We start from the raw sequence: 19,910 nt of genomic DNA, 5'->3' as shown, positions 1-19,910 counted from the left end.
CCTGGTGGTATCGCTGGTGTCCACGGGGTTGCTAACTTGGCTGAAAAATGACCCCCATGGACGCGATTTGCGGTCGACTGAGCGCGTTCGACATGGGGACCCCACCCAGGGTGAAGGCCGAGGCGAAGCCCGAGGGGGGAGTCATCCCGGGCGTGATGGGTACGTAAACGGTGTGGCCAGGGGCAGTTGGGACCGCCCCGGAACCTGGCGGGGAGCCGCGGCGTCCTAACCGCCGTGGGCCGCCGCCCCGTACCGAGTGGCGGTACGAGCACAGCGGGAGAGCAAGCGCCAGGCGCGCGCCACCCCTCGCCATGCGTTTAATGGACAGAGCCCATGGGATCGCCCGTGCCTACGGCAAGGGCGGCAAGACGCCGCTCTGTACGCGCAGTGAAGTGATGCACACATGGTGTGATGGACCTCGGCGTTCAACGGAAAGGAACGAGCGCTCATGCGCGAGATCCTCGGAAGGCGACGCAGGCTCCGGTTCTGGCGCAAGGGGAGGCCTGCTCCTCTACTCGACGCGGCGCTGACCTGCGCCACCGAATGGAACTGGCCCGTGCTGCCCGGTGTGGGACTCAACGCCGCCGGCCGGCGGACCGAGCACGGGCGCGGCTGTGCCTGCCCCGACCACGAGTGCGTCGTCCCCGGCGCGCACCCCTTCGACCCCGGGCTGCTGGCGGCGACCACCGACGAGCGGATGGTGCGCTGGTGGTGGACCCAGCGGCCCACCGCCCCCGTCGTGCTCGCCACGGGAGGCCGCGCGCCGTGCGCGGTGAGCCTGCCGGCGGTCGCCGGGGCCCGGGCGCTCGCCGCACTCGACCGCATGGAGATGAGACTCGGCCCCGTTCTCGCGACACCGACCAGGTGGTCCCTGCTCGTCGCCCCCTACTCGATGGAGCGGCTGGGCGAACTGCTCTACGCCAAGGACCGGGTGCCGAGTTCGCTTCGCTTCCACGGCTCGGGCGGCTATCTGGTGCTGCCGCCCTCGGAGACCGGCACGGGACAGGTCCGATGGGAGCGCGCCCCGCTCCCCGGCTCGGCGGCGCCCTGGCTGCCGGACGTGGAAGCGGTCGTCGACGCCCTCGTCGAGGCGAGCGTCAGCGCGCCGTCGGGCGTGACTCCTCCGGAGAGCGGGGAGGGGTCCCGCCTCGCGTACTGAGCGCCGGTCTTCCGGGTGACGGCGGTGGGAGACGGGCCTGCGGCTCACTCGTACGGGCGGGATCCGTGTGCGCACGGGAGGGAGGGGCGAGTGCGGGTCGGACGGGTGCGGACGGAGCCGTACGGGTCCCCGCTGCCCGGCCTTCCCGTACGGACCCTCGTGGACCCTCGTGGCCCGTGCGGCCCTCGCCGCCCCCGCGGCCCGGAAGTGCGCCGACGCGACGGCGCATGGCAAGAGGGCGCGGCGATCGGCAAGTGTGGCCGGAATGCATGCCCCGCCGGGCGCGCGGCGGGCGACCGAGCCGGACGACGGCGCCTCGGTGTTCGACGCACAAGCGAACGCCCCGGCCCCTGGAGAGCCCACCGCACCGCGTCGAGGCGCGGATGCGCGGCCTCTCCGGTGGTCCGGATGCGTGGGAGCGAACGTACTACCGCAACGCGTCGGCGGAGGACCGCGTCCGTGCCGGCTCTTCCGGCGCCGGGCGAAAGGCCGTTGGGGTGCATTGCGTGATCGGCCCCGGACGCGTGGGGCCTGCGGTCCGCGAAACACCGTGTGAGAAGGGCCGAGGCGAACCGGGGGCCTATTCCGCGAACGTGGAGTTCGTGCTTCCGTAGAAGCCCCTCAGGGGACGCCGTTGCCGAGCGAGGGGGCAACTCGCATGCTGCCGAAGGCAGTTGACGTGGGCGCGATTCCGGAGCATTGCCGGAAATAGAGACGCCCGGTCGCTGGCGACGGGGGATGCACCAGCGACCGGGCTTCCAGAACGGTAACAAGAGATCTGCTGTTCGCAAATTCGATCTCGGGTATTCGGACAGGGAATTACCGCACCGTAGGTACCGGTGTGACGGGGATCACCCGAGGCGGGTGGGTCGCGTCGCCGCCGCGGTGGGCGACGGCCGAAGCCGCCGCCCGCAGCAACCTGCCGTGGTGGAACGGGCACCTGACCGCCCGCGGCCGCCTGCCGTCGCCGAACGGCGACGAGAACGGGAACGGGAACGGCAACGGCAACGGGAACGGGAGCGGGAACGAAACCGGGAACGGGAACGGGAACGACACCGGGAACGAGAACGACCGCCCGCGGTCCGCCGGCCTGGCCCGCCGCCCGGCTCAGCTCAGCGTGACCTGGCGGTTGGTGAGACCGCTGCGGGCCCGGCGCTCCTCGCCGGTGAGCGGGGAGTCCGTCGCGAGCGCCTTGGCGAGCCGCTCGGCGAACTCGGCCGCCGGCTTCTCGCACTCCTCCGCACCCATGCCGACGGGCAGGTCCCAGACGGGCACCACCAGGCCGTGCGCACGGAACGACCCGACGAGGCGGGTGCCTTCACCGAGGCTCGACGCACCGGCGGCGTGCAGCCGGGCGAGCGCGTCCAGCAGCCGCTCCTCGGAGTGCGGCATGACCCAGCGCAGGTGGTTCTTCTCCGGAGTCTCGCACCAGTAGGCGGCGTCGACGCCGGACAGCCTCGCCGTCGGGATCGCGGCCGCGTTGGCGCGCTCCAGCGAAGCGGTCACCTCGGCGCTCGTGGTCTCCACCGACTCCGGAATCCAGAACTCGAAACCGCTGTGCACGACCGGCTCGAACGGGGCGTCCGCGTCGATCAGGTCCTGGAGCCGCGGACCGTCGGCGGGGGCGCGCCGCGGGGCCACCGCGTTGCCGGGCTTCGTGGTCAGCGTGCGCTGCAGGGTGTCGGCGAGGTCGCGGCTGAGGTCGCCGGAAGGCGTGTCGTTCTGCAGGGCGAGCATGACGGAGCCGTCCTCGCGGCGCAGCGCGGGCCACGCCATGGGGAGGACGGTCGCGAGGGTGAGCGACGGGACGTCCTCGGGCAGCCCGTCCTTGAGGGCCAGGGCGACGGTGGCGGCGGGCACCAGCTCGCGGAGGGCGACCCAGTCGCCCTCGCCGGGGAGCCCCTCGAAGGGACGCTGGACCAGCTCGGTCACGGCGTGTGCGGCGGCCCGCCCGTGGCAGGCCTTGTAGCGACGGCCCGAACCGCAGGGGCAGGGCTCGCGGGCGCCGACCACCGGGATCTCACCATCGGTGACCTGGGGCTTGGCGGCGGCCTTCGTCTGGGGGCGCTTCTTGGCCATGATGTGGCTTTCTCCCGATGACGGCGTGCTTGTCTCGGGCGCGAGCCTAGCCGCTGCGGCCGTGGCAGCGGTCACAGCGGCACTTCACGTCGCGTGGCCGCCCGCCCTGGAGCGCCGGAAGGGCGCCGGCGATGCTGCGCGCGAACGCCCCGGACCGGCCGGTGACCGGCTCCCGTCCTGCTCGCGACCGCGGCCGGCGATGGGCGGCCGATGCGCCGTCCACGACCGGGGCGGCCCGAAGCGGTCCCCGTCCGGTCCCTGCCCGGTCCTTGCCCGGCCGCCGTCCGGTCCTTGCCCGGCCGCCGTCCGGTCCTTGCCCGGCCGCCGTCCGGTCCGCCCGATCGCCGGCCGGCCCGGAGCTCAGTCGACGTCGTCGTAGGCGTCGGTGAACTCGAAGCCGGGGCCGGTGACGCGCGTAGCGAAATCGTCGCGACGGTGCCCCTCCGTGACGAGGACCCACACGGTGACCTCGCCGGCGGCGCTGTCCCTCACGCCCCAGTCCCGGGCGAGCGCACTGATGATGTTGAGCCCTCGGCCGCCGTGTGCCGTGACCGAGGGCGTCGACGGAACCGGGCGGGTGGGACCGCCCCCGTCCGTCACCTCGACGGTCAGGCCGCCGGACGGGTCGAGACGCCATGCGGCTCGGATGTCGCCGTCACCGATCTCCGTGTGCTGCCCGAGCGGTCTGCCGTGACGGCAGGCATTGCTCAGCAGTTCGGAAAGGATCAGAACGGCATCGTCGACGACCGAATCGGACACCCCGCTGCGCCGCAGTTGCTCACGCATCCGGTGCCGTGCCTCACCCACGCCCGCAGGGCCATGGGGTACGGCCATGCACGACGACGTGGGCACCTCCTGTGCCACCACCAACGCCACCCCCGAGACCTCCTTCGCCCCACGCCACGGAGTGGATGCCCCAATGGCCTGGACCGGAAACCGGCCAATCCGCGTCCGATGACGCACTCGTCACACTTGCGCACGGATCGAACGCGCCGGTGCACTCCGTGTAGCGGTTCGGTCGCTGTGCGGGAGCAGTCCGAGTCGGTTCGGTCGCTGTGCGGGAGCGGTCGGTGTCGGTTCGGTCGCGGATCAGCCGGGGACGGTTCCTCGGCGGTACGGGAGCGGTCAGAGACGGCCCAGTCGGGAGAGGACCTGCCTCGGCCGGTTGGTGATGATCGCCTCGACTCCGAGGCTCACGCAGAGGTCGACGTCGGCCGGTTCGTTCACGGTCCAGACGTGCACCTGGTGACCGGCGGCGTGCAGCCGCTCCACGTACGAGGGGTGGTTGCGCACCAGCCGGATCCCCGGACCGGCGATCCGTGCCCCCGCCGGCAGCCGTGCCTCGCGCGCCCGCAGTGGGAGGAACTGCATCAGGTACACGGTCGGGATGTTCGGCGCGGCGTACGCGATCCGGTGCAGCGAGCGGGCCGAGAAGCTCATGACGCGCACGGGGGACTCGCCGGGTGCCGCCGGGGCGTCCAGGCCGAAACGCTTCAGCAGGTGGAGCAGCCGCTCCTCCACCTGTCCCGCCCATCGGGTCGGGTGCTTCGTCTCGATGGCGAGCTCGATCCGCCGGCCGGCGTCCGCCACCAGTTCGAGCAGCCGCTCGAGGGTCAGCACGGACGTGAAACCGGGGTCCTTCCAGTCCGGGCTCTCCTCGCTGTCCCTCCAGGAGCCGAAGTCGAGCGCGGCGAGGTCCGCGAGCTCCAGCGCGGAGACCGCGCCACGGCCGTTGGAGGTGCGGTTCACCCGGCGGTCGTGGACGCAGACGAGATGTCCGTCCGCGGTGAGGCGCACATCGCACTCGAGGGCGTCGGCCCCGTCCTCTATGGCTCTCACATAGGCGGCCAGGGTGTGTTCGGGGGCGTCCTCCGAGGCGCCTCGGTGGGCCACGACCTGGATCCGGTGTTGAGTCACCGCGTCATGGTGCCATCGTCGGTGGGCGGGCGCCCCGCCCGTGTCCGTCATGTCCGGGATAAGCCTGTGTCCGTCATGTCCGGGATAAAGAAGAGCGCACGGTCGCACAGGTCCTGCTTACAGTGGCCTGACAGGGTATGGGAAAAGCTGACTGCAGCGCATCGGTGCGGTCCCGCGACGCGGACCGCCGAATCGTGGAAGCGAGGAAGAGGAAGCTGTGAGCACTGAGAACGAGGGCACCCCGGCGCACGCCGGCCCGTCCGTACCTCCTGTGCCGGCGGCTGCTCCCGAAAGCGCTGCCGCGCACCCGCCCGCCGGGTCGGAGTCCCCGACGCAGCCCGGCCGGGCGATGCCCCCCGCGCCTCCCGTCCCGCCCGCGGCCCACGGGCCCGCCCCCGGCGACCACTCCCCCGCCTCCCCCGCCTCCCCGGCCGGGTACCCGCAGGGTGCCTGGCCGCCTCCCCCGCCGCCCGCCTCGCCCTGGGGCGGGCACGCGTCCGCCCCGCAGGGGCCGCGCAAGCGGTCCGGCGGGCTGATCGCGTCCGTCCTCGTCGCCGCACTCGTCGCCGGTGGTGTGGGCGGCGGGGTCGGCTACTGGGCCGCCGAGCGCAACGACGGCGGTGCGTCGACCACGGTGGCCGCAGGGGACGCCCCCTCGGGCTTCAAGCGCGAGCCCGGCACGGTGGCCGCGGTGGCGGGCAAGGCGCTGCCCAGCGTCGTCACGATCGAGGCGGCGTCCGGGAGGGGGCAGGGCGAGGCCGGCACGGGCACCGGCTTCGTGTACGACAAGGAAGGGCACATCCTCACGAACAACCACGTGGTGGCCTCCGCGGCGGACGGCGGCACGCTCTCCGCGACCTTCTCCGACGGCAAGGAGTACGAAGCCGAGGTGGTCGGCCGGGCCCAGGGTTACGACGTGGCCGTACTGAAGCTGCGGGACGCGCCCGCCGGGCTCACCCCGCTGCCGCTGGGCAACTCCGACCAGGTCGCCGTCGGCGACTCGACCATCGCGATCGGTGCCCCCTTCGGCCTGTCCAACACGGTCACGACGGGCATCATCAGTGCCAAGAACCGGCCCGTGGCCTCCGGCGACGGTTCCGGCGGCAGGAACTCGTACATGAGCGCGCTCCAGACCGACGCCTCGATCAATCCCGGCAACTCCGGCGGCCCGCTCCTCGACGCACGCGGAGCGGTCATCGGCATCAACTCCGCGATCCAGTCCGCGGGCGGCGGCAACGGCTTCGGCCAGCAGTCCCAGGCCGGTTCCATCGGCCTCGGCTTCGCCATCCCGATCAACCAGGCGAAGAACGTGGCGGAACAGCTCATCAGTACGGGCAAGCCCGTCTACCCCGTGATCGGGGCGACGGTGAACATGACGGACAGGGGCGCCGGCGCGACGATCGCCCAGGAGGGCGCGGGTGGCGCGGCGGCCGTCACGCCGAACGGCCCGGCGGCCAAGGCGGGGCTCAGGGCGGGCGACGTCATCACCGAGTTCGACGGCAAGCCGATCGACAGCGGCCCGACGCTCATCAGCGAGATCTGGACGCACAAGCCCGGTGACAAGGTCCAGCTCACCTACGAGCGCGACGGCCGCGAGGCCACGGTCACGGTCACGCTGGGTCAGCGCGAGGGCGACGGCTGACGAGGGGCTCCGCCGGCGGCCGACGAGGGCGCCTCCCGAAGGCCGAACGACGACGACGATGAAGGCGCCGCCGACCGGATCGGCGGCGCCTTCGCCGTGCCGTCCCCACCGGTGCCCTTCTCCCCGCGGGTGAGGTTCCCGTGCCGTGTGCCGTGTGCCGTGTGCCGTGTGCCGCGTGCCGCGTGGTGCGTATTGCGCGGCGTGCTGCGCAAGGCGTGCGGCGGGCGGCGCGGGTGGAGGCGGCGGGGAGCCGCGCGGCACTACGGGTGCAGCACCACCTTGGTGTAGCCCTCGACCCTCTTGTCGAACTTCTCGTACGCCGACGGCGCCTGGTCCAGGGGGAGCTCGTGGGACACCACGAAGCTCGGCGTCGCCCTGCCCTCGATGATCATGTCGCGCAGGTACCGGTTGTAGCGCTTCACGTTGCACTGGCCGGTGCCCATCCTCAGGCCCTTCTCGAAGAGCCTGCCGATCGCGACGCTGAGCATCCCGTGCTTGGACTGCTCGTCGGGCCCGCCGGGGTCGGAGGGTACGTACAGCCCGGGTACGCCGAGCATTCCGGTGGCCCTGACGGTGCCGATGAGCGAGTTCAGCACGGTCGCCGGCTCCTCGCGTCCGGTGTCGCGCACGGTCGCCTGGTAGCCGACCGCGTCCACGCCCTTGTCGGTGCCGACGCCCTCGGTCTGCTCCTTGATCTGCTCGACCGGGTCGCCCTCGGCGAAGTTGATCGGGGTAGCGCCGATCTCCCGTGCCTTGTCCAGGCGTTCGTGGACGCGGTCCACGACGAAGACCTTCTTGGCGCCGCGCAGCAGGGCCGAGTAGGCGGCCATGAGGCCGACCGGGCCGCCGCCGTACACGGCGACGCTCTCACCCGGGCGTACCTGGGCGAGTTCACAGCCGTGGTACCCGGTGGGGAAGATGTCCGCGAGCAGGATGAAGTCGGTCTCGTTCGCGTTTCCCACGGGCAGTTTCAGGCAGTTGAAGTCCGCGTAGGGGACGCGCAGGTACTCGGCCTGGCCGCCGGGCCAGGGGCCCATGGCGACGTATCCGTAAGCTCCGCCCGCGAAGCCCGGGTTGACGGTCAGACAGAATCCCGTGTAGCCCTCGACGCAGTTCATGCAGAAGCCGCATGCGACGTTGAAGGGCATGACCACCCGGTCCCCCTGCTTGAGCGAGGTGACGCCGTCGCCGAGTTCCTCGATGATCCCCATGTTCTCGTGGCCGAAGACGATGCCCGGCTCCGCCGCCGTCCGGCCTTCGTACATGTGCAGGTCGGAGCCGCATATCGCGGTGGACGTGACCCGTACGATCACATCGTTCGGGTGGTGGATCCTCGGCCTCTCGACGTCCTCGACCGCCACCTCGAACGGTTCCTTGTACACCACGGCTTTCATTGCTGTGACCTCCGCTGGCGATGCGTGCGTGACTCGCCCCCCGCTCCTCCTTTCACTTGTGACCCGGTTGTGGCACATATCTCATGATTCTCCGGCCCGGATAATCGGACAAGCCGGTAATCTCGGGAGGAATATCCGCCCCGGTAGATGCCTTCAGGCGTCGTGCCGAGTCGACCGAATCGGAGGGCGAGAAAGTGGCAGCACAAAGGCTGGGGACTCTGCTCGTCCCTGTTCCGGGCCTCTCCGGAGCCACCTACCCGGCCGGTACGACGGTGACGGTCCGCGGTCGTGGCGCGACGGTGGACGCCTTTGTCGACGGCGACTGGCTCCCCTTGTCGTGGTGGGAGTTCTCCGACGGCCTCCGTGAGGACATCGCCGACCGCTGACCACGCCGACCGCCGACCGCCGACCACGCTGAGCGCCGACCGCCGCTCGGCCGCGGACCCGGGTCACGGGTGAGCGCGGCCGGGTCCCGGCTCCACCGCAGACGGCTCCTCCCGGGCCGCCCCGCGCAGGATCCCCGAGTCCGGCGGGCCGTGTTCCGTCGGGTCGCCGCCGCCTGAGCGCCTGGCCGCGGCCGCCCTTGCGCCGGGCCGCCCGGGCGTGGAAGCCTCCGCCTCCGCGAGGCGTCAGCCGCGGCAGTCACAGCCAGGCCGGCAACCGCATGCGTCCCCGGCCCGGGCGCCGACCGCCGGGGGCATCGCGGCGGGCGCGCAGCAGCCTCTGCCCTGCCAGGCGTCGCGCCCTTCCTTGACGGCCGCGGCGGCGATGACGAGGGCGGCGGCCGGGTCGGCCCAGGACCAGCCGAGTGCCGCGTTGAGCACCAGGCCGACCAGTAGCGCGGCCGACAGATAGGTGCACAGCAGGGTCTGCTTGGAGTCGGCGACCGCGCTGGCGGAGCCGAGTTCGCGGCCCGCGCGGCGCTGGGCCGCGGACAGGAACGGCATGACCGCGAGGGAGAGCGCGGCGAGGGCGATGCCGGGGACCGAGCGCTCGGCCTCGTCGGTGCCGGTCAGGGCACGTACGGCGTCGACCGCGACATAGGCGGCGAGCGCGAAGAAGGACACCGCGATGATCCGCAGGGTGGTCTTCTCGCGCGCCTCGCGGACGGTGTGCTCGCGGGCGGAGAACTGCCAGGCGACCGCGGTGGCCGAGGCGACCTCGATGACGGAGTCCAGGCCGAACCCGATCAGTGCGGTGGAGGAGGCGAGGGCGCCCGCGGTGATGGCGACGACCGCCTCGACGGCGTTGTAGGTGATGGTCGCGGCGACCAGCAGGCGTATCCGGCGGGTGAGCTCGTCACGGCGGGCCGGGGAAAGGTCCAGGGGCGCCGCGGTCATCAGCAGCACCCCTTGTCGTCGGCGTCCGGGCACGTGCGGTCGGCCTCGACGGCCAGCACGGCGGTGCGAAGGTCGTCCAGGGCGTGGCCGAGGCGCTCGTCGGCCAGCTCGTAGCGGGTGCGGCGCCCGTCGGGGACGGCGACGACCAGGCCGCAGTCCCGCAGGCACGCGAGGTGGTTCGACAGCCGGGTACGGGAGACGCCGAGGCGGTCGGCGAGATCGGCGGGGTGGGCGGGAGCCTCGCGCAGGGCGAGCAGGACGCGGCAGCGGATCGGATCGGCGAGCGCGCGGCCGAAGCGGGCCAGCACCTCGATGTCGGGGGCTACGGTCAACACCAGATGACAGTACAGGATCTCCTGAATTCAGGAAATGATGGATGCTGCGTCCCGGGCTGCCGCCGCGGCGATCGATCCGCGGGACGCCCCTGGGCCTGGGCGAGCGGGCGAGCGCCCCGGGGTAGGGTCACCGGCCCCTGCTTCTCCGTTCCCCCTACTCCCTACTCCCTACCCCCTACCCCCTACCCCCTTGGCCGCCGACCGCTGGCCGACCCTGGCGCCGGAGCGGCCCGGCTTCCATGGCCCGGGTCGGTGGTGAACCACGGCACCCCCGCGCTCGCGTGAGGACTTCACTTCGGCGAGGAGGAAGCCGCGGGTCGCGTCCCTGGTCCGGGTGGCGCGTGAACCGGCCTACCGTCCGTGACCGTCACTCGGGGCCGTTCGGCCCTCCTTGCGAGGAACTACGACCTCGTACGCGGGTCCCTCCGCTGACCCATCCTGGAATCACAGCTCCACAAGCCGAGGGAAGTGATCAGGACGATGTGGTACCACGATGGATGGGGCTGGGGAGGATGGTTCGCCATGACGCTGGTCATGGTGCTCTTCTGGGTTCTGGTCATCGCCGGGGCCGTCGCGCTCGCGCGCTACATCGGCCGCCACCGACAGGAGCCCAGCCCACAACCGCCCGTCGGTGAACAGCGTTGGGGAGGCGGGCGAGCCGAGGACCTGCTCGCCGAGCGGTTTGCCCGGGGTGACATCGACGAGGACGAGTACAGACGCCGTCTCGCACTGCTTCGGGAGTCCCGGTGAGCGCGGACCGCTCCGGAGGGCCGGGCTGAGCGTCGCCGCGACATCCCGGCGTCCGGCCGGTCCGGGCGTCTTCCGCACCTCAGCGGCACACCGGTCCCTCCCGTGCCGGGCGTAGGGCACCTCAACGGGCTTCGCGACCGGCCGCGAGACGGGAGCGAGTTCGGCCCCGTTCGTGCCAGCACGGTGAGACGGGCCCGGGGGGCTCGTACGGTGACGGGCCCACCCTGGCTCGGACACGGGCGAGCTCTCAAGACCTGGGCCAGTGGAGGGCCCACCACCTCCGCGAGTGGCGTGAGGCCGGTACGCTGTACCCGCTCCGCCCCTGGTGGACGGGGCAGGAGGTGGGTTGCCCGAGCGGCCTAAGGGAACGGTCTTGAAAACCGTCGTGGCAGCGATGTCACCGTGGGTTCAAATCCCACACCCACCGCAGGTGAACGGCCCCTGACCAGGTCATATGGTCAGGGGCCGTCGCAATGTCCAGTCACCACGAGCGCCCGGTACTCCCCGCGATTCCCCGCTCGAACGGGCACGCCGGGGGCACGGGCTCTTCTACGTATCCTCAGTCGCAAGGAGGGGCGAACATGTGGGACGGGCCGTTCTACCGGGTGCGACGCGAGGGCTACGAGATCTGCTTCGTGCCTGGCGCCGGTGAGGACCTGGCGGAGGTGGATGACGTCGACATGTGGGTGATCCTCGACGACGGCGACCGCTGGTCCGGCACGGTGTACACCCTGGAGTGCGTGCGCCGCACCTTGGACCGCTGGCGTGACACAGGCGAGTGTCTGGGCGGCGGCTACCACTGGGTCTGGGACGGCTTGCTCGTTCGGGAGCCGGGCATCCCCGCCATGGTTGGGGTCATTGATCATCTCGTGAGCACGGGCGAATTCCGCACGATGCTGCGCCACGTGGGGCCGGAAGACGACCTGGACTGAGAAGCCCCGCCCGTGACCGGTACCGTGCCCGCCCCCGCGACCTCCTGATCCGTAGCTCTAGCCGGGTCGGTCAGCGACGTCCATACCGGTCGCGTCGAGGGCCCACAGGGACGCTACCACTGCATCGCCGAGGCCCCTCTCGATCGGACTCCAGCATCGCAGAGCTGCTGCCGTTGGCAGTTGGGTTCGAACCAATTCACGTCATAGTGACGATAGGGGCTGCGGGATGGGGAGCGAGGGGTAGCAGTTGGCCCTCACCTGAAACTTCGAGCGAGGACTGACCTGCCATCAGTCAGCCATGGAAATTGGGCTGGTTGTTGCCTCCCTGGCCTGGTGGCTGCGTAAGGCCGCGTGAAGCCGCGGAGCCGACCGCCCAGCCACATCGGGGCTCACCCATCAAGCCCTCGCCTTGCCCGCGTGCGGCGGGGGCCCGGCCGGCGGCGGCCGGATCAGAGGGGGCGAAGGCAGAAGCGTGGCCCGAGCCGCCGGGCCGTGCGACGCCCCGCCATGAGCGGCGGATGAGCCTTGATCGAGCAGGCGGTGAGGCGGTACCGCGGCGGCGTGTGGCAGCGGGGGTTCGGTAGCCGGGCCCGGGCCTGGGCGCGGCGTTGCGTCGCGGTTGGCGGGACTTCAAGGTGGAGGGGTCAGGAGGGCCGCCGCGTTCCGCGGAACGCAGCGGTCCGAGGGGGGTGGGGCCGTGCCGCGGTACCGACCGGAGCCGGAGCAAGCCGAACCGGAGGAGGACGCCATGGCCACACCCGGGAGCACGCCGGAGACCGCACCGGTCGTCCGGCGCCGTCCCGACCCGGCGGACAGCCTGGTCTGGGAGCCCAGCGAACGCTGGGTCCGCGGGACGAAGGGCGGAGTCACGGTGGTCGACAGCCGCCGGCCGGTTCTGGTGTGGGAGCCGGGCGTTCCCGTACCGATCTACGCGTTCCCCGCCGAGGACGTCCGGATGGACCTGCTGCGGAGGTCCGAGCGGCCCCCCGGGCGGCGCCATGCGGGAGCGACCGTCTTCTACGACCTCGTTCTGGACGACCAGGTCGTCCGTCCCGCGGCCTGGGAGTGCCCCGGCGAGGAACTGGCCGGTCATGTGTGCTTCGCCTGGTTCGGCCGTGAGGTCCTCGACCACTGGTACGAAGAGGAGGAGGAGATCTTCGTGCATCCACGTGATCCCCACAAACGGGTCGACGCGCTGCCCAGTGCTCGACATGTCCAGGTCGAGATCGAGGGCACCGTCGTCGCGGACACGCGATCCCCGGTGCTGCTGTTCGAGACGGGGCTGCCGGTGCGCTACTACTTCCCGCGCGAGGACGTGCGCCTCGACCTGCTCACCCCGACCGACACGAGCACCCGCTGCCCGTACAAGGGCGTGGCGACCGAGTACTGGTCATGGGTGGGAGACGGCGAGGCACGACGCGACGTCGCCTGGAGCTATCCCGATCCGCTGCCGGCGGTGGGTGTCATCAAGGACCGGATCGCCTTCTACGACGAGCGCGTCGACGTCATCGTCGACGGCGAGCGGCAGCAGCGTCCGGACATCTTCTTCGGCGGACGCTGACGGCCTGCGCCGAAGGGCGCCCCGGCGGGAGCGCCCTTCGGCCTGCGTGCACCGTCCCGGGTCAGGAAGCGGACCCCGCCTTCCGGCGGCGCGCCGCGAAGACGGCCCCGGCTCCGAGCGCCACGGCCGCGCCGGCCGCAGCGAGCTGTGGCAGGGCCGCGGAGGAGCCGGTGGCGGCGAGGCTGCCGCTCGTGGTGGCGAGCGGCTGGGTGGTCGTGGTCTGGGTCTGCGTACCCGTACCCGTGCCCGCGCTGGACGACGGGGAGGCGGACGGGGTGGGCTCGGCGGTCACCTCGAAGTCGTACGGGGTCAGCTCCGGCGAGCCGCCGCAGGAGCCGTCCTCGTTGACGTAGTCGGCGGCGATGAACGCCACGCCCGCGGCGGAGGGGGTGTCGGCGTCGACCGTCAGCCGCAGCGTGATGTCCGCGTGGGCGCCGTCCTTCAGCGGGCTGACGGAACCGGCGCTGTAGTCGTCTGCGGCGTCCGTCCAGGTCTGTCCGGCCCTCGCCCACTCCACTCGCAGATGCTCGTCGATGGGCGCGTAGCCCCCCTTCTCGATCCCGTGGAAGTAGACGAACGGCCAGACCTCGTCGAGCGTCTTGCCGGTGTCGTTGGTGATGCGGAGCTTCATCTCCACGCTCGAACCGGCCGTGATCTCGGCGGGCAGGCCGGAGAGGGTCGCGGTCAGCTCGCTCTCGGGTACGCACGGCTCCGGTTCCCGGTCCTTCAGCGCGTCCGCGAGGGCCTTGTCGGCGACCTTCTTGCCGTCCAGGGCCTTCTTCTCGGCCTCGCCGGCCTCGCCCCATTCCCGTAGGGCGGCGACGCGGGCGTCGTCACGTGCCTTTCCGGCCTGCTTCGCCTTCTCGTCGGCCGCGGCCCGGGCGGCCTCGGCGGTTCCGGCCGCGGCGGCGGCGTCCGCGACGGCCTTCTCGGCGGCGGCCCTCTGCTCCGGGCCGGCGGTCTCGGGCAGTGCGGCGAGCGCGGCCTCCGCGTCGGCCAGGGCCTTGTCCGCTTCCGTTTTCGCGGCGGCGGCCTCGGCCGCCTCCTTCGCCGCCGCCCTGGCCGCGACGGTGAGCGGGAAGTCGTCGGAGAGGGCGGCCTCCACGGCCGCCAGCGCGGCCTCCGCCGCGGCGACGGCGTCGTCGTACGCCTTCTGCGCCTGTGCGGCGGCCTTCTCGAGCTCCTCGACGGAGGGCGCGGCGGCCACCTCGGCGGAGTGCACGCCGGATGGCGTCTTGCCGGCCAGTGCGCTGCCACGCAGCTCGCCCGCGTGCCGCAGCGCGTCCTCGGCGGTGGCGGGAGTGGAGACGGCGGCGCCGGGAGCGGAGGCCGCGGCGCGGGGAGTGGCGTCGGCGAGCGCGGGTGTGGCACCGAACAGTACGGCGGGCGTGGTCACGGCAGCGGCGACGGCCGTTGCCACTATGCGGCGGAGTGTCACGAGCACCCTTCTCTGGGGTCCGGCGTGTGCGGTACTGAAGACTGAAGAGCGTGCAGTCGCCGCGGAATCCCTCACGCAGGGCGACCGGTCGGTGCTGATCGTATGACTCGACTCCCTTGGTACGAAAGCGCGTTGTGTGCCGATGGCGCCGCTGACGATGCCTCACAGGGCGGGCGAAGAGTGCAATCCGGATTGGCGTCCTCGATTGCCGTCATTCTTCTGTGACGCATATCACCGCGCGACGGCCGGGGCGCCCGCGTGTCCGGGGGTGTCGGCCGACCGGTCAGCCGCCGGCCGATCAGCCGCCAGCCGGTCAGCGGCTGGTCGCCCACAGCGGGAGCAGGGTTGAGAGCAGGAGTGGGAGTGGGAGCGGGAGACGGAGTGGGAGCGGGAGACGGAGCAGGAGCGGGAGTGGGAGACGGAGCCGGGGCATGGGCGGGCCTGGTGCGCCCGCGGTTCGGCGCCGGTCGCTCAACCGCTCGTCAGCCGCGCCGCCGACGCTATCGTCGCCCGGGCCTCGCGCTCGGTCAGCCCGGTGCGCACGGCGGCCTCCGTCAGCGCGTCGGCGAGGGTCTCGCCGATGCCGTTCTCGTACGCCCGGCAGGCGGCCCAGAACAGCCGGGTGTTGCGCTGCCCCTCATGGGCGGCGAGCACGAAGTGGACCAGGCCCTGGCCGCGTGGGGCTCGGGAGGGCGCGGGGTGGCGGGGTGGCGCCGGCGGTGCGATCAGCCTCAGCAGGGCGTCGGGGCACGGGGCGGGGGGTAGCGCCGCAGAGCCGGGTGCGAGCCGGTACGCGCCGCGCACCGAGACGGAGCCCGGGCCGACGAGATAGCCGCCGGCGCCCCGGATGTCGATACCGGGGGCGAGGCGGCTCACCGAGTTCGGCACCACCACCTCGGGCGGGCCGGTCAGCCACAGATGGCGGCCCCCGCTGGGGGTGACGACGGTGACGGTCTCCGGGACAGTGAACAGATGCCGCAGCGCGAGCTGCCGCAGCGCCGCGGCCGAGTCGGTGGCGCCGGTGGCGGCGCCTCCGGTGTCCAGGTCGATGCCGATCAGGTGGTGGGGCGGGCGTCCGCAGGCGATCCCGTACCCCGTGGCCCAGGGGGCGGCCGAGAAGAGCGCGCGCACGGTGGCGGGGTCGGCCGTGGCGTCGTGCACGCCGTGGCCGGGCAGGCCGCACTCGCCGCGGCAGCGCACCGGTTCCGGGTCCAGCCGGTGCGGTGACGGCAGGGCGGGGAGCTTCGTGGGGGACAGGGGGATCACGGGGAGCCCGCGCTCGGCGGCGGAGAGCGCGTGGGCGAGGGCCAGCGTGGCGGTGTGCCGGTCGATGATGGCCATGACTCCATGTTCGTACTGATGTTCGACTAAGGGAAGGGGGTGGGATCGACCGAGAATGTGCTGTAACGCTTTTCCTCTTGAGGTGGGCGGGATCCGCCCCCGCCGGGCGGCTGAGCTGCGAGTTCGTGCCGTGGTGGGGGTTTATCGACATGTCCTCACGCTTGAGGGCGAATCACCGCCTCCGGGGTGGTTCGCCGGAGATCCGCTGGGCAACTCTGGATGCGCGACGTCGTGAAGATCGACCGGGTGGCCGGCCAACCGCCCTGTTTCCAGACGCAGTTCCGCATGTCCGGTGCGCCGCTGCCCGGTGCACTCTCGTACTTCGGAGGAATCGACATGGCAAGCATCCGTACCGCCCGCGCCCTGGCCGCCGTCGCGGCGCTGCCCCTGGCCGCCGCCCTCTTCACCGGTGTGGCGCACGCCGGCAACGGAGCCTTCGCGGGCGACGGATCGAACGCCGCCGTGGCCACCATCAGCGGCAGTGGCGTGGGCGGTCACAACCTCGGCAACTCGACCACCACCCAGCAGGTGGCCACCGGTGCCGGCGCGTCCAACCAGAACAACACCGCCGCCGTGAACGGTTCGGACTTCACGGCGATCGACCAGTCGAACGAGAACATCGCGATCACCTTCCTTCCGATCTGGTAGGGGTGCCGCAGGGGGAGGGGCTGACCGAGGGGTGAACGACGGCCTGTGTGGCGGTGCTCCGGCATCGCCGCGCGGGCCGTTCGCCGTCGTGCGCCGTTCGCCGTCGCGCGCCGAGCGCGGGTGAGGCGTGCCGGGGGGACGGGTGCCGGGAGGGCGGGCGTCCGAACGGCGGACGTCCACGGCCTTGACACCCGGCAGCATCTGACGGACAGTCAGAAACTCTGCTCCGTACGTCCGTAGCCGTCCCCGTCCACTCGTTCCCGTCCACCTGTCCCCCGCAGCCCGGGAGGCCACCGTCGTGCACCCCGCCCCTGCCGAGCACCGGGACCTGCTGAGCGCCGGACCCCGCTCGTACTCCCGAGTCCACGCACCGGATGGCTCCCCCGCGGCCGGCGACCCCGCGTACCGGGGCGGGCGGGTGCCGAGGGGGAAGCCGTGAGCGAGGACGGGCTGTATCCGCTGCTGAAGGCGTACGAGGGGCGCAGCGCCTCGATCCCCGGCGCCGGCAAGGACCCGGTGAACGAGCCGATGATCAGGCACTGGTGCGAGGCGATGGGCGACCGGAACCCGGCCTACGAGGGGCCGGACGCGATCGCCCCGCCGACCATGCTCCAGGCGTGGACGATGGGCGGGCTGTCCGGTCACCCCGGCCGCACGGGAGCGCACGACGAGCTGTTCGCGCTGCTCGACGGCGCCGGGTTCGCCGCGGTGGTGGCCACCGACTGCGAGCAGGAGTACCTCCGCCCGCTGCGACCGGGGCAACGGATCAGCTTCGACTCGGTGATCGAGACGGTCTCGCCGCGCAAGAGGACCAAGCTGGGCGCGGGCTACTTCGTCACGACCATGATGGAGATCCGGGCGGACGGCGAGCTCGCCGGGACACACCGCTTCCGGATCCTCAAGTACGCCCCGTCGGCCGGGCAGAAGCCCCGGCCCCGGCGCCCCCGCCCGGTGGTCAACCGGGACAACGCCGGGTTCTGGGCAGGTGTCGCCGAGCACAGGCTGCTGATCCAGCGCTGCGCTTCGTGCGGGCAGCTGCGCTTCCCCTGGCTGCCGGGGTGCGGAGGGTGCGGCTCGGCGGAGTGGGGCGTGGTCGAGGCCGAGGGCGCGGGGACCGTCTACTCGTACGTGGTGGTCCACCATCCGCGCTTCCCCGCCTTCGATGGGCTCCACGACGCCGGCCCGGACGACGCCGGCCCGGACGGCGCCGGCCCGGACGGCGCCGGCCCGGACGGCGCCGGGCCGGTCGAGGGGGGCCCGGATGAGGGGGGTCCGTACGCGGTGGGACTGATCGAGCTGGCCGAGGGCGTACGGATGGTCAGCAACGTGATCGGCGTGCCGTACGACGAGGTGCGCATCGGGATGCCCGTCCGGCTGGAGTTCATGAGGGCCGACGAGGATCTGGAGCTGCCGGTGTTCCGTGCCCGGCGGCCAGGGGCGGGCTGCCATGGACCGGTATCGGATGGGAAGCGAGCGGCGGCCGGGGGCTGAGACGGCGGGCAGGGAGGAGCGCGAGGAGCAGGAGGAGCACGGGGAGCAGGAGGGACAGGAGGAGCGCGAAGGGCACGCGGGGCGCGAGGAGCACAAGGAGCGCGAGCGGAAGGAGGAGACGGCATGAGCGTGAGCCGTACGGGGGGCCCGGTCCCGCGCGCCGGCGACGAACTGCCCCCGCTGACCGTCCCGATCACCCGCACGTTGATCGTCGCGGGGGCCATCGCCTCCCGGGACTTCCAGGACGTGCACCATGACGCGGAGCTCGCCCGGGAGAAGGGCTCGCCCGACATCTTCATGAACATCCTGACGACCAACGGTCTCGTCGGGCGCTACATCACGGACCACTTCGGTCCGGACGCCGTACTCCGCAAGGTGGCGATACGGCTCGGCGCCCCCAACCACCCCGGCGACACGATGACGTTGACCGGCACGGTCACCGAGGTCGACGGGGACACGGCCGAGGTGCGCGTGGTCGGGGTCAACGGTCTCGGCCAGCACGTCACCGGCACGGTGACCGTCGGCCTGCCCGGGGAGGCGGCGGCATGAGCCTGCACAGGGCCGACTCGCTCGGCGGCCGGGCCGCCGTCGTCGGCATCGGTGCGACGGAGTTCTCCAAGGACTCCGGACGCAGCGAGCTGAGGCTGGCGGTCGAAGCGGTGCGAGCCGCGCTGGACGACGCCGGCCTCTCCCCCTCCGACGTCGACGGCATGGTCACGTTCACCATGGACACCAGTCCCGAGATCACCGTCGCCCAGGCGGCCGGGATCGGGGAGCTGTCGTTCTTCTCCCGCGTGCACTACGGCGGCGGCGCGGCGTGCGCGACCGTGCAGCAGGCGGCACTCGCCGTGGCCGCCGGAGTGGCCGAAGTAGTGGTCTGCTACCGGGCGTTCAACGAGCGGTCGGGCCGCAGGTTCGGATCGGGTGTGCAGCGGCGCGAGCCCTCGTCGGAGGGCGCGGCCCTCGGCTGGAACCTCCCGTTCGGGCTGCTGACCCCCGCCTCCTGGGTGGCCATGACGGCCCGGCGCTACCTCCACGCCCACGGGCTGACTCCGGAGGCGTTCGGCCAGGTGGCCGTGACCGGGCGGCGGTACGCGGCCCGCAACCCGGCGGCGTACTTCCACGGCAGGCCCATCACCCTCGACGACCACGCGGCCTCCCGCTGGATCGTGGAGCCGCTCAGGCTGCTGGACTGCTGCCAGGAGACCGACGGCGGGCAGGCCCTTGTCGTGACCTCCGTCGAGCGGGCGAGGGACCTGCCGCACCCGCCCGCGGTCGTGGCTGCCGCGGCCCAGGGCGCGGGCCGCGCCCAGGAGCAGATGACCAGCTACTACCGCGACGATCTCACCGGCCTGCCGGAGATGGGTGTCGTGGCCCGGCAGCTCTGGCGGTCCTCCGGGATGGGCCCGGCCGACATCGACGTGGGCATCGTCTACGACCACTTCACGCCCTATGTCCTGATGCAGCTGGAGGAGTTCGGCTTCTGCGGGCGGGGCGAGGCGGCGGAGTTCGTCGCGGCGGACACGCTCCCCCTGAACACGCACGGCGGCCAGCTGGGCGAGGCGTATCTGCACGGCATGAACGGCATGGCGGAAGCCGTCAGACAGCTGCGGGGCACCTCCGTCAACCAGACCGCGGGGGCGGCCCGGGTCCTGGTCACGGCCGGTACGGGCGTCCCGACCTCGGCACTGATCCTCGGGGCGGACGGGTGAGCTGGATGGACGAGCCGGTCGGAGGATCCGGCCGGGTGGGCCGGTCGTACGAGCCGGCCGGGTGGGGCGGTCGGATGGGTTCGGTCGTGCGAGCCGGTCGGATGGCCCGGCCGCATGGGCTGGGGTGGTTCGGGCGCGCCGGACCCTGAGGCGGAGCCGAGGCCTCCTCCA

General features: G+C 72.4%; 19 protein-coding genes and 1 tRNA gene. 12 read left to right on the top strand and 8 right to left on the bottom strand.

The features are described from left to right. Window positions 1-448: 448 nt before the first annotated feature. Window positions 449-1,159: a bifunctional DNA primase/polymerase gene (locus DDW44_RS14665; protein WP_017946260.1), complete on the top strand. Its 711-nt coding sequence runs from the start codon at window positions 449-451 to the stop codon at window positions 1,157-1,159. 1,107 nt (window positions 1,160-2,266) lie between these two features. On the opposite strand, the gene DDW44_RS14660 is transcribed toward DDW44_RS14665, so the two are convergent. From DDW44_RS14660 to DDW44_RS14650, 3 genes are all read right to left on the bottom strand, one after another. Then, a complete protein-coding gene (locus DDW44_RS14660; protein ID WP_108906719.1) occupies window positions 2,267-3,238 on the bottom strand; it encodes a DUF5926 family protein in 972 nt (323 codons plus the stop codon). Window positions 3,239-3,598: 360 nt separating this feature from the next. Next, window positions 3,599-4,201 carry an ATP-binding protein gene (locus DDW44_RS14655; RefSeq protein WP_078503361.1) on the bottom strand — a complete coding sequence of 201 codons (603 nt, stop codon included), beginning with the start codon at window positions 4,199-4,201 and terminating at the stop codon, window positions 3,599-3,601. A gap of 162 nt (window positions 4,202-4,363) precedes the next feature. Next, window positions 4,364-5,206, bottom strand: coding sequence for a glycerophosphodiester phosphodiesterase (locus tag DDW44_RS14650; protein ID WP_341867070.1), 843 nt, complete (start codon window positions 5,204-5,206; stop codon window positions 4,364-4,366). 166 nt (window positions 5,207-5,372) lie between these two features. Here DDW44_RS14650 and DDW44_RS14645 point away from each other — a divergent pair, with 166 nt between their 5' ends. Beyond that, on the top strand, window positions 5,373-6,797 hold the full coding sequence (locus DDW44_RS14645) for a S1C family serine protease (protein WP_108906717.1): 1,425 nt from the start codon (window positions 5,373-5,375) through the stop codon (window positions 6,795-6,797). A 260-nt stretch (window positions 6,798-7,057) separates the two neighbouring features. On the opposite strand, the gene DDW44_RS14640 is transcribed toward DDW44_RS14645, so the two are convergent. Beyond that, a complete protein-coding gene (locus DDW44_RS14640; RefSeq protein WP_108906716.1) occupies window positions 7,058-8,191 on the bottom strand; it encodes a glutathione-independent formaldehyde dehydrogenase in 1,134 nt (377 codons plus the stop codon). Window positions 8,192-8,385: 194 nt separating this feature from the next. On the opposite strand from DDW44_RS14640, the gene DDW44_RS14635 reads away from it, so the two are divergent. Then, the gene (locus tag DDW44_RS14635; protein ID WP_026165024.1) at window positions 8,386-8,577 is read left to right on the top strand and encodes a hypothetical protein; all 192 of its coding nucleotides are present in this window, start codon (window positions 8,386-8,388) and stop codon (window positions 8,575-8,577) included. 243 nt (window positions 8,578-8,820) lie between these two features. Here the strand turns inward: DDW44_RS14635 and DDW44_RS14630 are convergent, their stop codons facing one another. Next, complete coding sequence (locus DDW44_RS14630; RefSeq protein WP_108908841.1) at window positions 8,821-9,531, bottom strand: cation efflux transmembrane domain-containing protein; 711 nt, start codon at window positions 9,529-9,531, stop codon at window positions 8,821-8,823. Continuing rightward, the gene (locus DDW44_RS14625) at window positions 9,531-9,866 is read right to left on the bottom strand and encodes an ArsR/SmtB family transcription factor (protein WP_026165023.1); all 336 of its coding nucleotides are present in this window, start codon (window positions 9,864-9,866) and stop codon (window positions 9,531-9,533) included. Before DDW44_RS14625 ends, DDW44_RS14630 begins: the two co-directional genes overlap by 1 nt. A 522-nt stretch (window positions 9,867-10,388) precedes the next feature. On the opposite strand from DDW44_RS14625, the gene DDW44_RS14620 reads away from it, so the two are divergent. The 4 genes from DDW44_RS14620 to DDW44_RS14605 all read left to right on the top strand — a co-directional run bounded on the left by DDW44_RS14620 (window position 10,389) and on the right by DDW44_RS14605 (window position 13,109). Continuing rightward, window positions 10,389-10,616 (top strand): SHOCT domain-containing protein, encoded by a 228-nt coding sequence (locus DDW44_RS14620; protein ID WP_018892558.1) that lies wholly within the window; start codon window positions 10,389-10,391, stop codon window positions 10,614-10,616. Between the two features lie 340 nt (window positions 10,617-10,956). Next, window positions 10,957-11,043 (top strand) — tRNA-Ser (locus DDW44_RS14615). A gap of 154 nt (window positions 11,044-11,197) precedes the next feature. Beyond that, window positions 11,198-11,548 (top strand): hypothetical protein, encoded by a 351-nt coding sequence (locus tag DDW44_RS14610; RefSeq protein ID WP_108906715.1) that lies wholly within the window; start codon window positions 11,198-11,200, stop codon window positions 11,546-11,548. 748 nt (window positions 11,549-12,296) lie between these two features. Continuing rightward, complete coding sequence (locus DDW44_RS14605) at window positions 12,297-13,109, top strand: DUF427 domain-containing protein (protein ID WP_108908840.1); 813 nt, start codon at window positions 12,297-12,299, stop codon at window positions 13,107-13,109. 61 nt (window positions 13,110-13,170) lie between these two features. Here the strand turns inward: DDW44_RS14605 and DDW44_RS14600 are convergent, their stop codons facing one another. Continuing rightward, the gene (locus tag DDW44_RS14600) at window positions 13,171-14,547 is read right to left on the bottom strand and encodes an LPXTG cell wall anchor domain-containing protein (protein ID WP_244224039.1); all 1,377 of its coding nucleotides are present in this window, start codon (window positions 14,545-14,547) and stop codon (window positions 13,171-13,173) included. A 471-nt stretch (window positions 14,548-15,018) separates the two neighbouring features. Further along, a complete protein-coding gene (locus DDW44_RS14590) occupies window positions 15,019-15,888 on the bottom strand; it encodes a bifunctional DNA primase/polymerase (protein WP_108906714.1) in 870 nt (289 codons plus the stop codon). Window positions 15,889-16,224: 336 nt separating this feature from the next. Between DDW44_RS14590 and DDW44_RS14585 the strand changes: the two genes are divergently transcribed. From DDW44_RS14585 to DDW44_RS14570, 5 genes are all read left to right on the top strand, one after another. Next, a complete protein-coding gene (locus DDW44_RS14585; RefSeq protein ID WP_026165019.1) occupies window positions 16,225-16,536 on the top strand; it encodes a hypothetical protein in 312 nt (103 codons plus the stop codon). Between the two features lie 435 nt (window positions 16,537-16,971). Further along, window positions 16,972-18,027: a bifunctional MaoC family dehydratase N-terminal/OB-fold nucleic acid binding domain-containing protein gene (locus tag DDW44_RS14580; protein WP_108906713.1), complete on the top strand. Its 1,056-nt coding sequence runs from the start codon at window positions 16,972-16,974 to the stop codon at window positions 18,025-18,027. Continuing rightward, entirely contained in the window at window positions 17,999-18,154 is a 156-nt protein-coding gene (locus DDW44_RS32405; RefSeq protein WP_208647962.1) for a hypothetical protein, read from the top strand. The genes DDW44_RS14580 and DDW44_RS32405 overlap by 29 nt, the downstream gene beginning before the upstream one ends. Then, complete coding sequence (locus tag DDW44_RS32400; RefSeq protein WP_108906712.1) at window positions 18,151-18,576, top strand: MaoC family dehydratase; 426 nt, start codon at window positions 18,151-18,153, stop codon at window positions 18,574-18,576. Before DDW44_RS32405 ends, DDW44_RS32400 begins: the two co-directional genes overlap by 4 nt. Beyond that, window positions 18,573-19,739: a lipid-transfer protein gene (locus DDW44_RS14570; protein ID WP_108906711.1), complete on the top strand. Its 1,167-nt coding sequence runs from the start codon at window positions 18,573-18,575 to the stop codon at window positions 19,737-19,739. Before DDW44_RS32400 ends, DDW44_RS14570 begins: the two co-directional genes overlap by 4 nt. Window positions 19,740-19,910: the final 171 nt, after the last annotated feature.

It is taken from the genome of Streptomyces tirandamycinicus (assembly GCF_003097515.1).
Taxonomy (GTDB): Bacteria; Actinomycetota; Actinomycetes; order Streptomycetales; family Streptomycetaceae; genus Streptomyces; species Streptomyces tirandamycinicus.
The sequence above is the reverse complement of the archived record's forward strand: the minus strand, read 5'-3'. Positions and strand labels throughout refer to the sequence as shown.

What these genes read in the sequence shown, in the direction of transcription:
- DDW44_RS14640 (WP_108906716.1), bottom strand. Translation starts at nt 8,191, where the DNA reads ATGAAAGCCGTGGTGTACAAGGAACCGTTCGAGGTGGCGGTCGAGGAC.
- DDW44_RS14665 (WP_017946260.1), top strand. Translation starts at nt 449, where the DNA reads ATGCGCGAGATCCTCGGAAGGCGACGCAGGCTCCGGTTCTGGCGCAAG.
- DDW44_RS14605 (WP_108908840.1), top strand. Translation starts at nt 12,297, where the DNA reads ATGGCCACACCCGGGAGCACGCCGGAGACCGCACCGGTCGTCCGGCGC.
- DDW44_RS14660 (WP_108906719.1), bottom strand. Translation starts at nt 3,238, where the DNA reads ATGGCCAAGAAGCGCCCCCAGACGAAGGCCGCCGCCAAGCCCCAGGTC.
- DDW44_RS14585 (WP_026165019.1), top strand. Translation starts at nt 16,225, where the DNA reads ATGGCAAGCATCCGTACCGCCCGCGCCCTGGCCGCCGTCGCGGCGCTG.
- DDW44_RS32400 (WP_108906712.1), top strand. Translation starts at nt 18,151, where the DNA reads ATGAGCGTGAGCCGTACGGGGGGCCCGGTCCCGCGCGCCGGCGACGAA.
- DDW44_RS14630 (WP_108908841.1), bottom strand. Translation starts at nt 9,531, where the DNA reads ATGACCGCGGCGCCCCTGGACCTTTCCCCGGCCCGCCGTGACGAGCTC.
- DDW44_RS14590 (WP_108906714.1), bottom strand. Translation starts at nt 15,888, where the DNA reads ATGGCCATCATCGACCGGCACACCGCCACGCTGGCCCTCGCCCACGCG.
- DDW44_RS14650 (WP_341867070.1), bottom strand. Translation starts at nt 5,206, where the DNA reads ATGACGGACACGGGCGGGGCGCCCGCCCACCGACGATGGCACCATGAC.
- DDW44_RS14610 (WP_108906715.1), top strand. Translation starts at nt 11,198, where the DNA reads ATGTGGGACGGGCCGTTCTACCGGGTGCGACGCGAGGGCTACGAGATC.
- DDW44_RS14570 (WP_108906711.1), top strand. Translation starts at nt 18,573, where the DNA reads ATGAGCCTGCACAGGGCCGACTCGCTCGGCGGCCGGGCCGCCGTCGTC.
- DDW44_RS32405 (WP_208647962.1), top strand. Translation starts at nt 17,999, where the DNA reads ATGGGAAGCGAGCGGCGGCCGGGGGCTGAGACGGCGGGCAGGGAGGAG.
- DDW44_RS14620 (WP_018892558.1), top strand. Translation starts at nt 10,389, where the DNA reads ATGACGCTGGTCATGGTGCTCTTCTGGGTTCTGGTCATCGCCGGGGCC.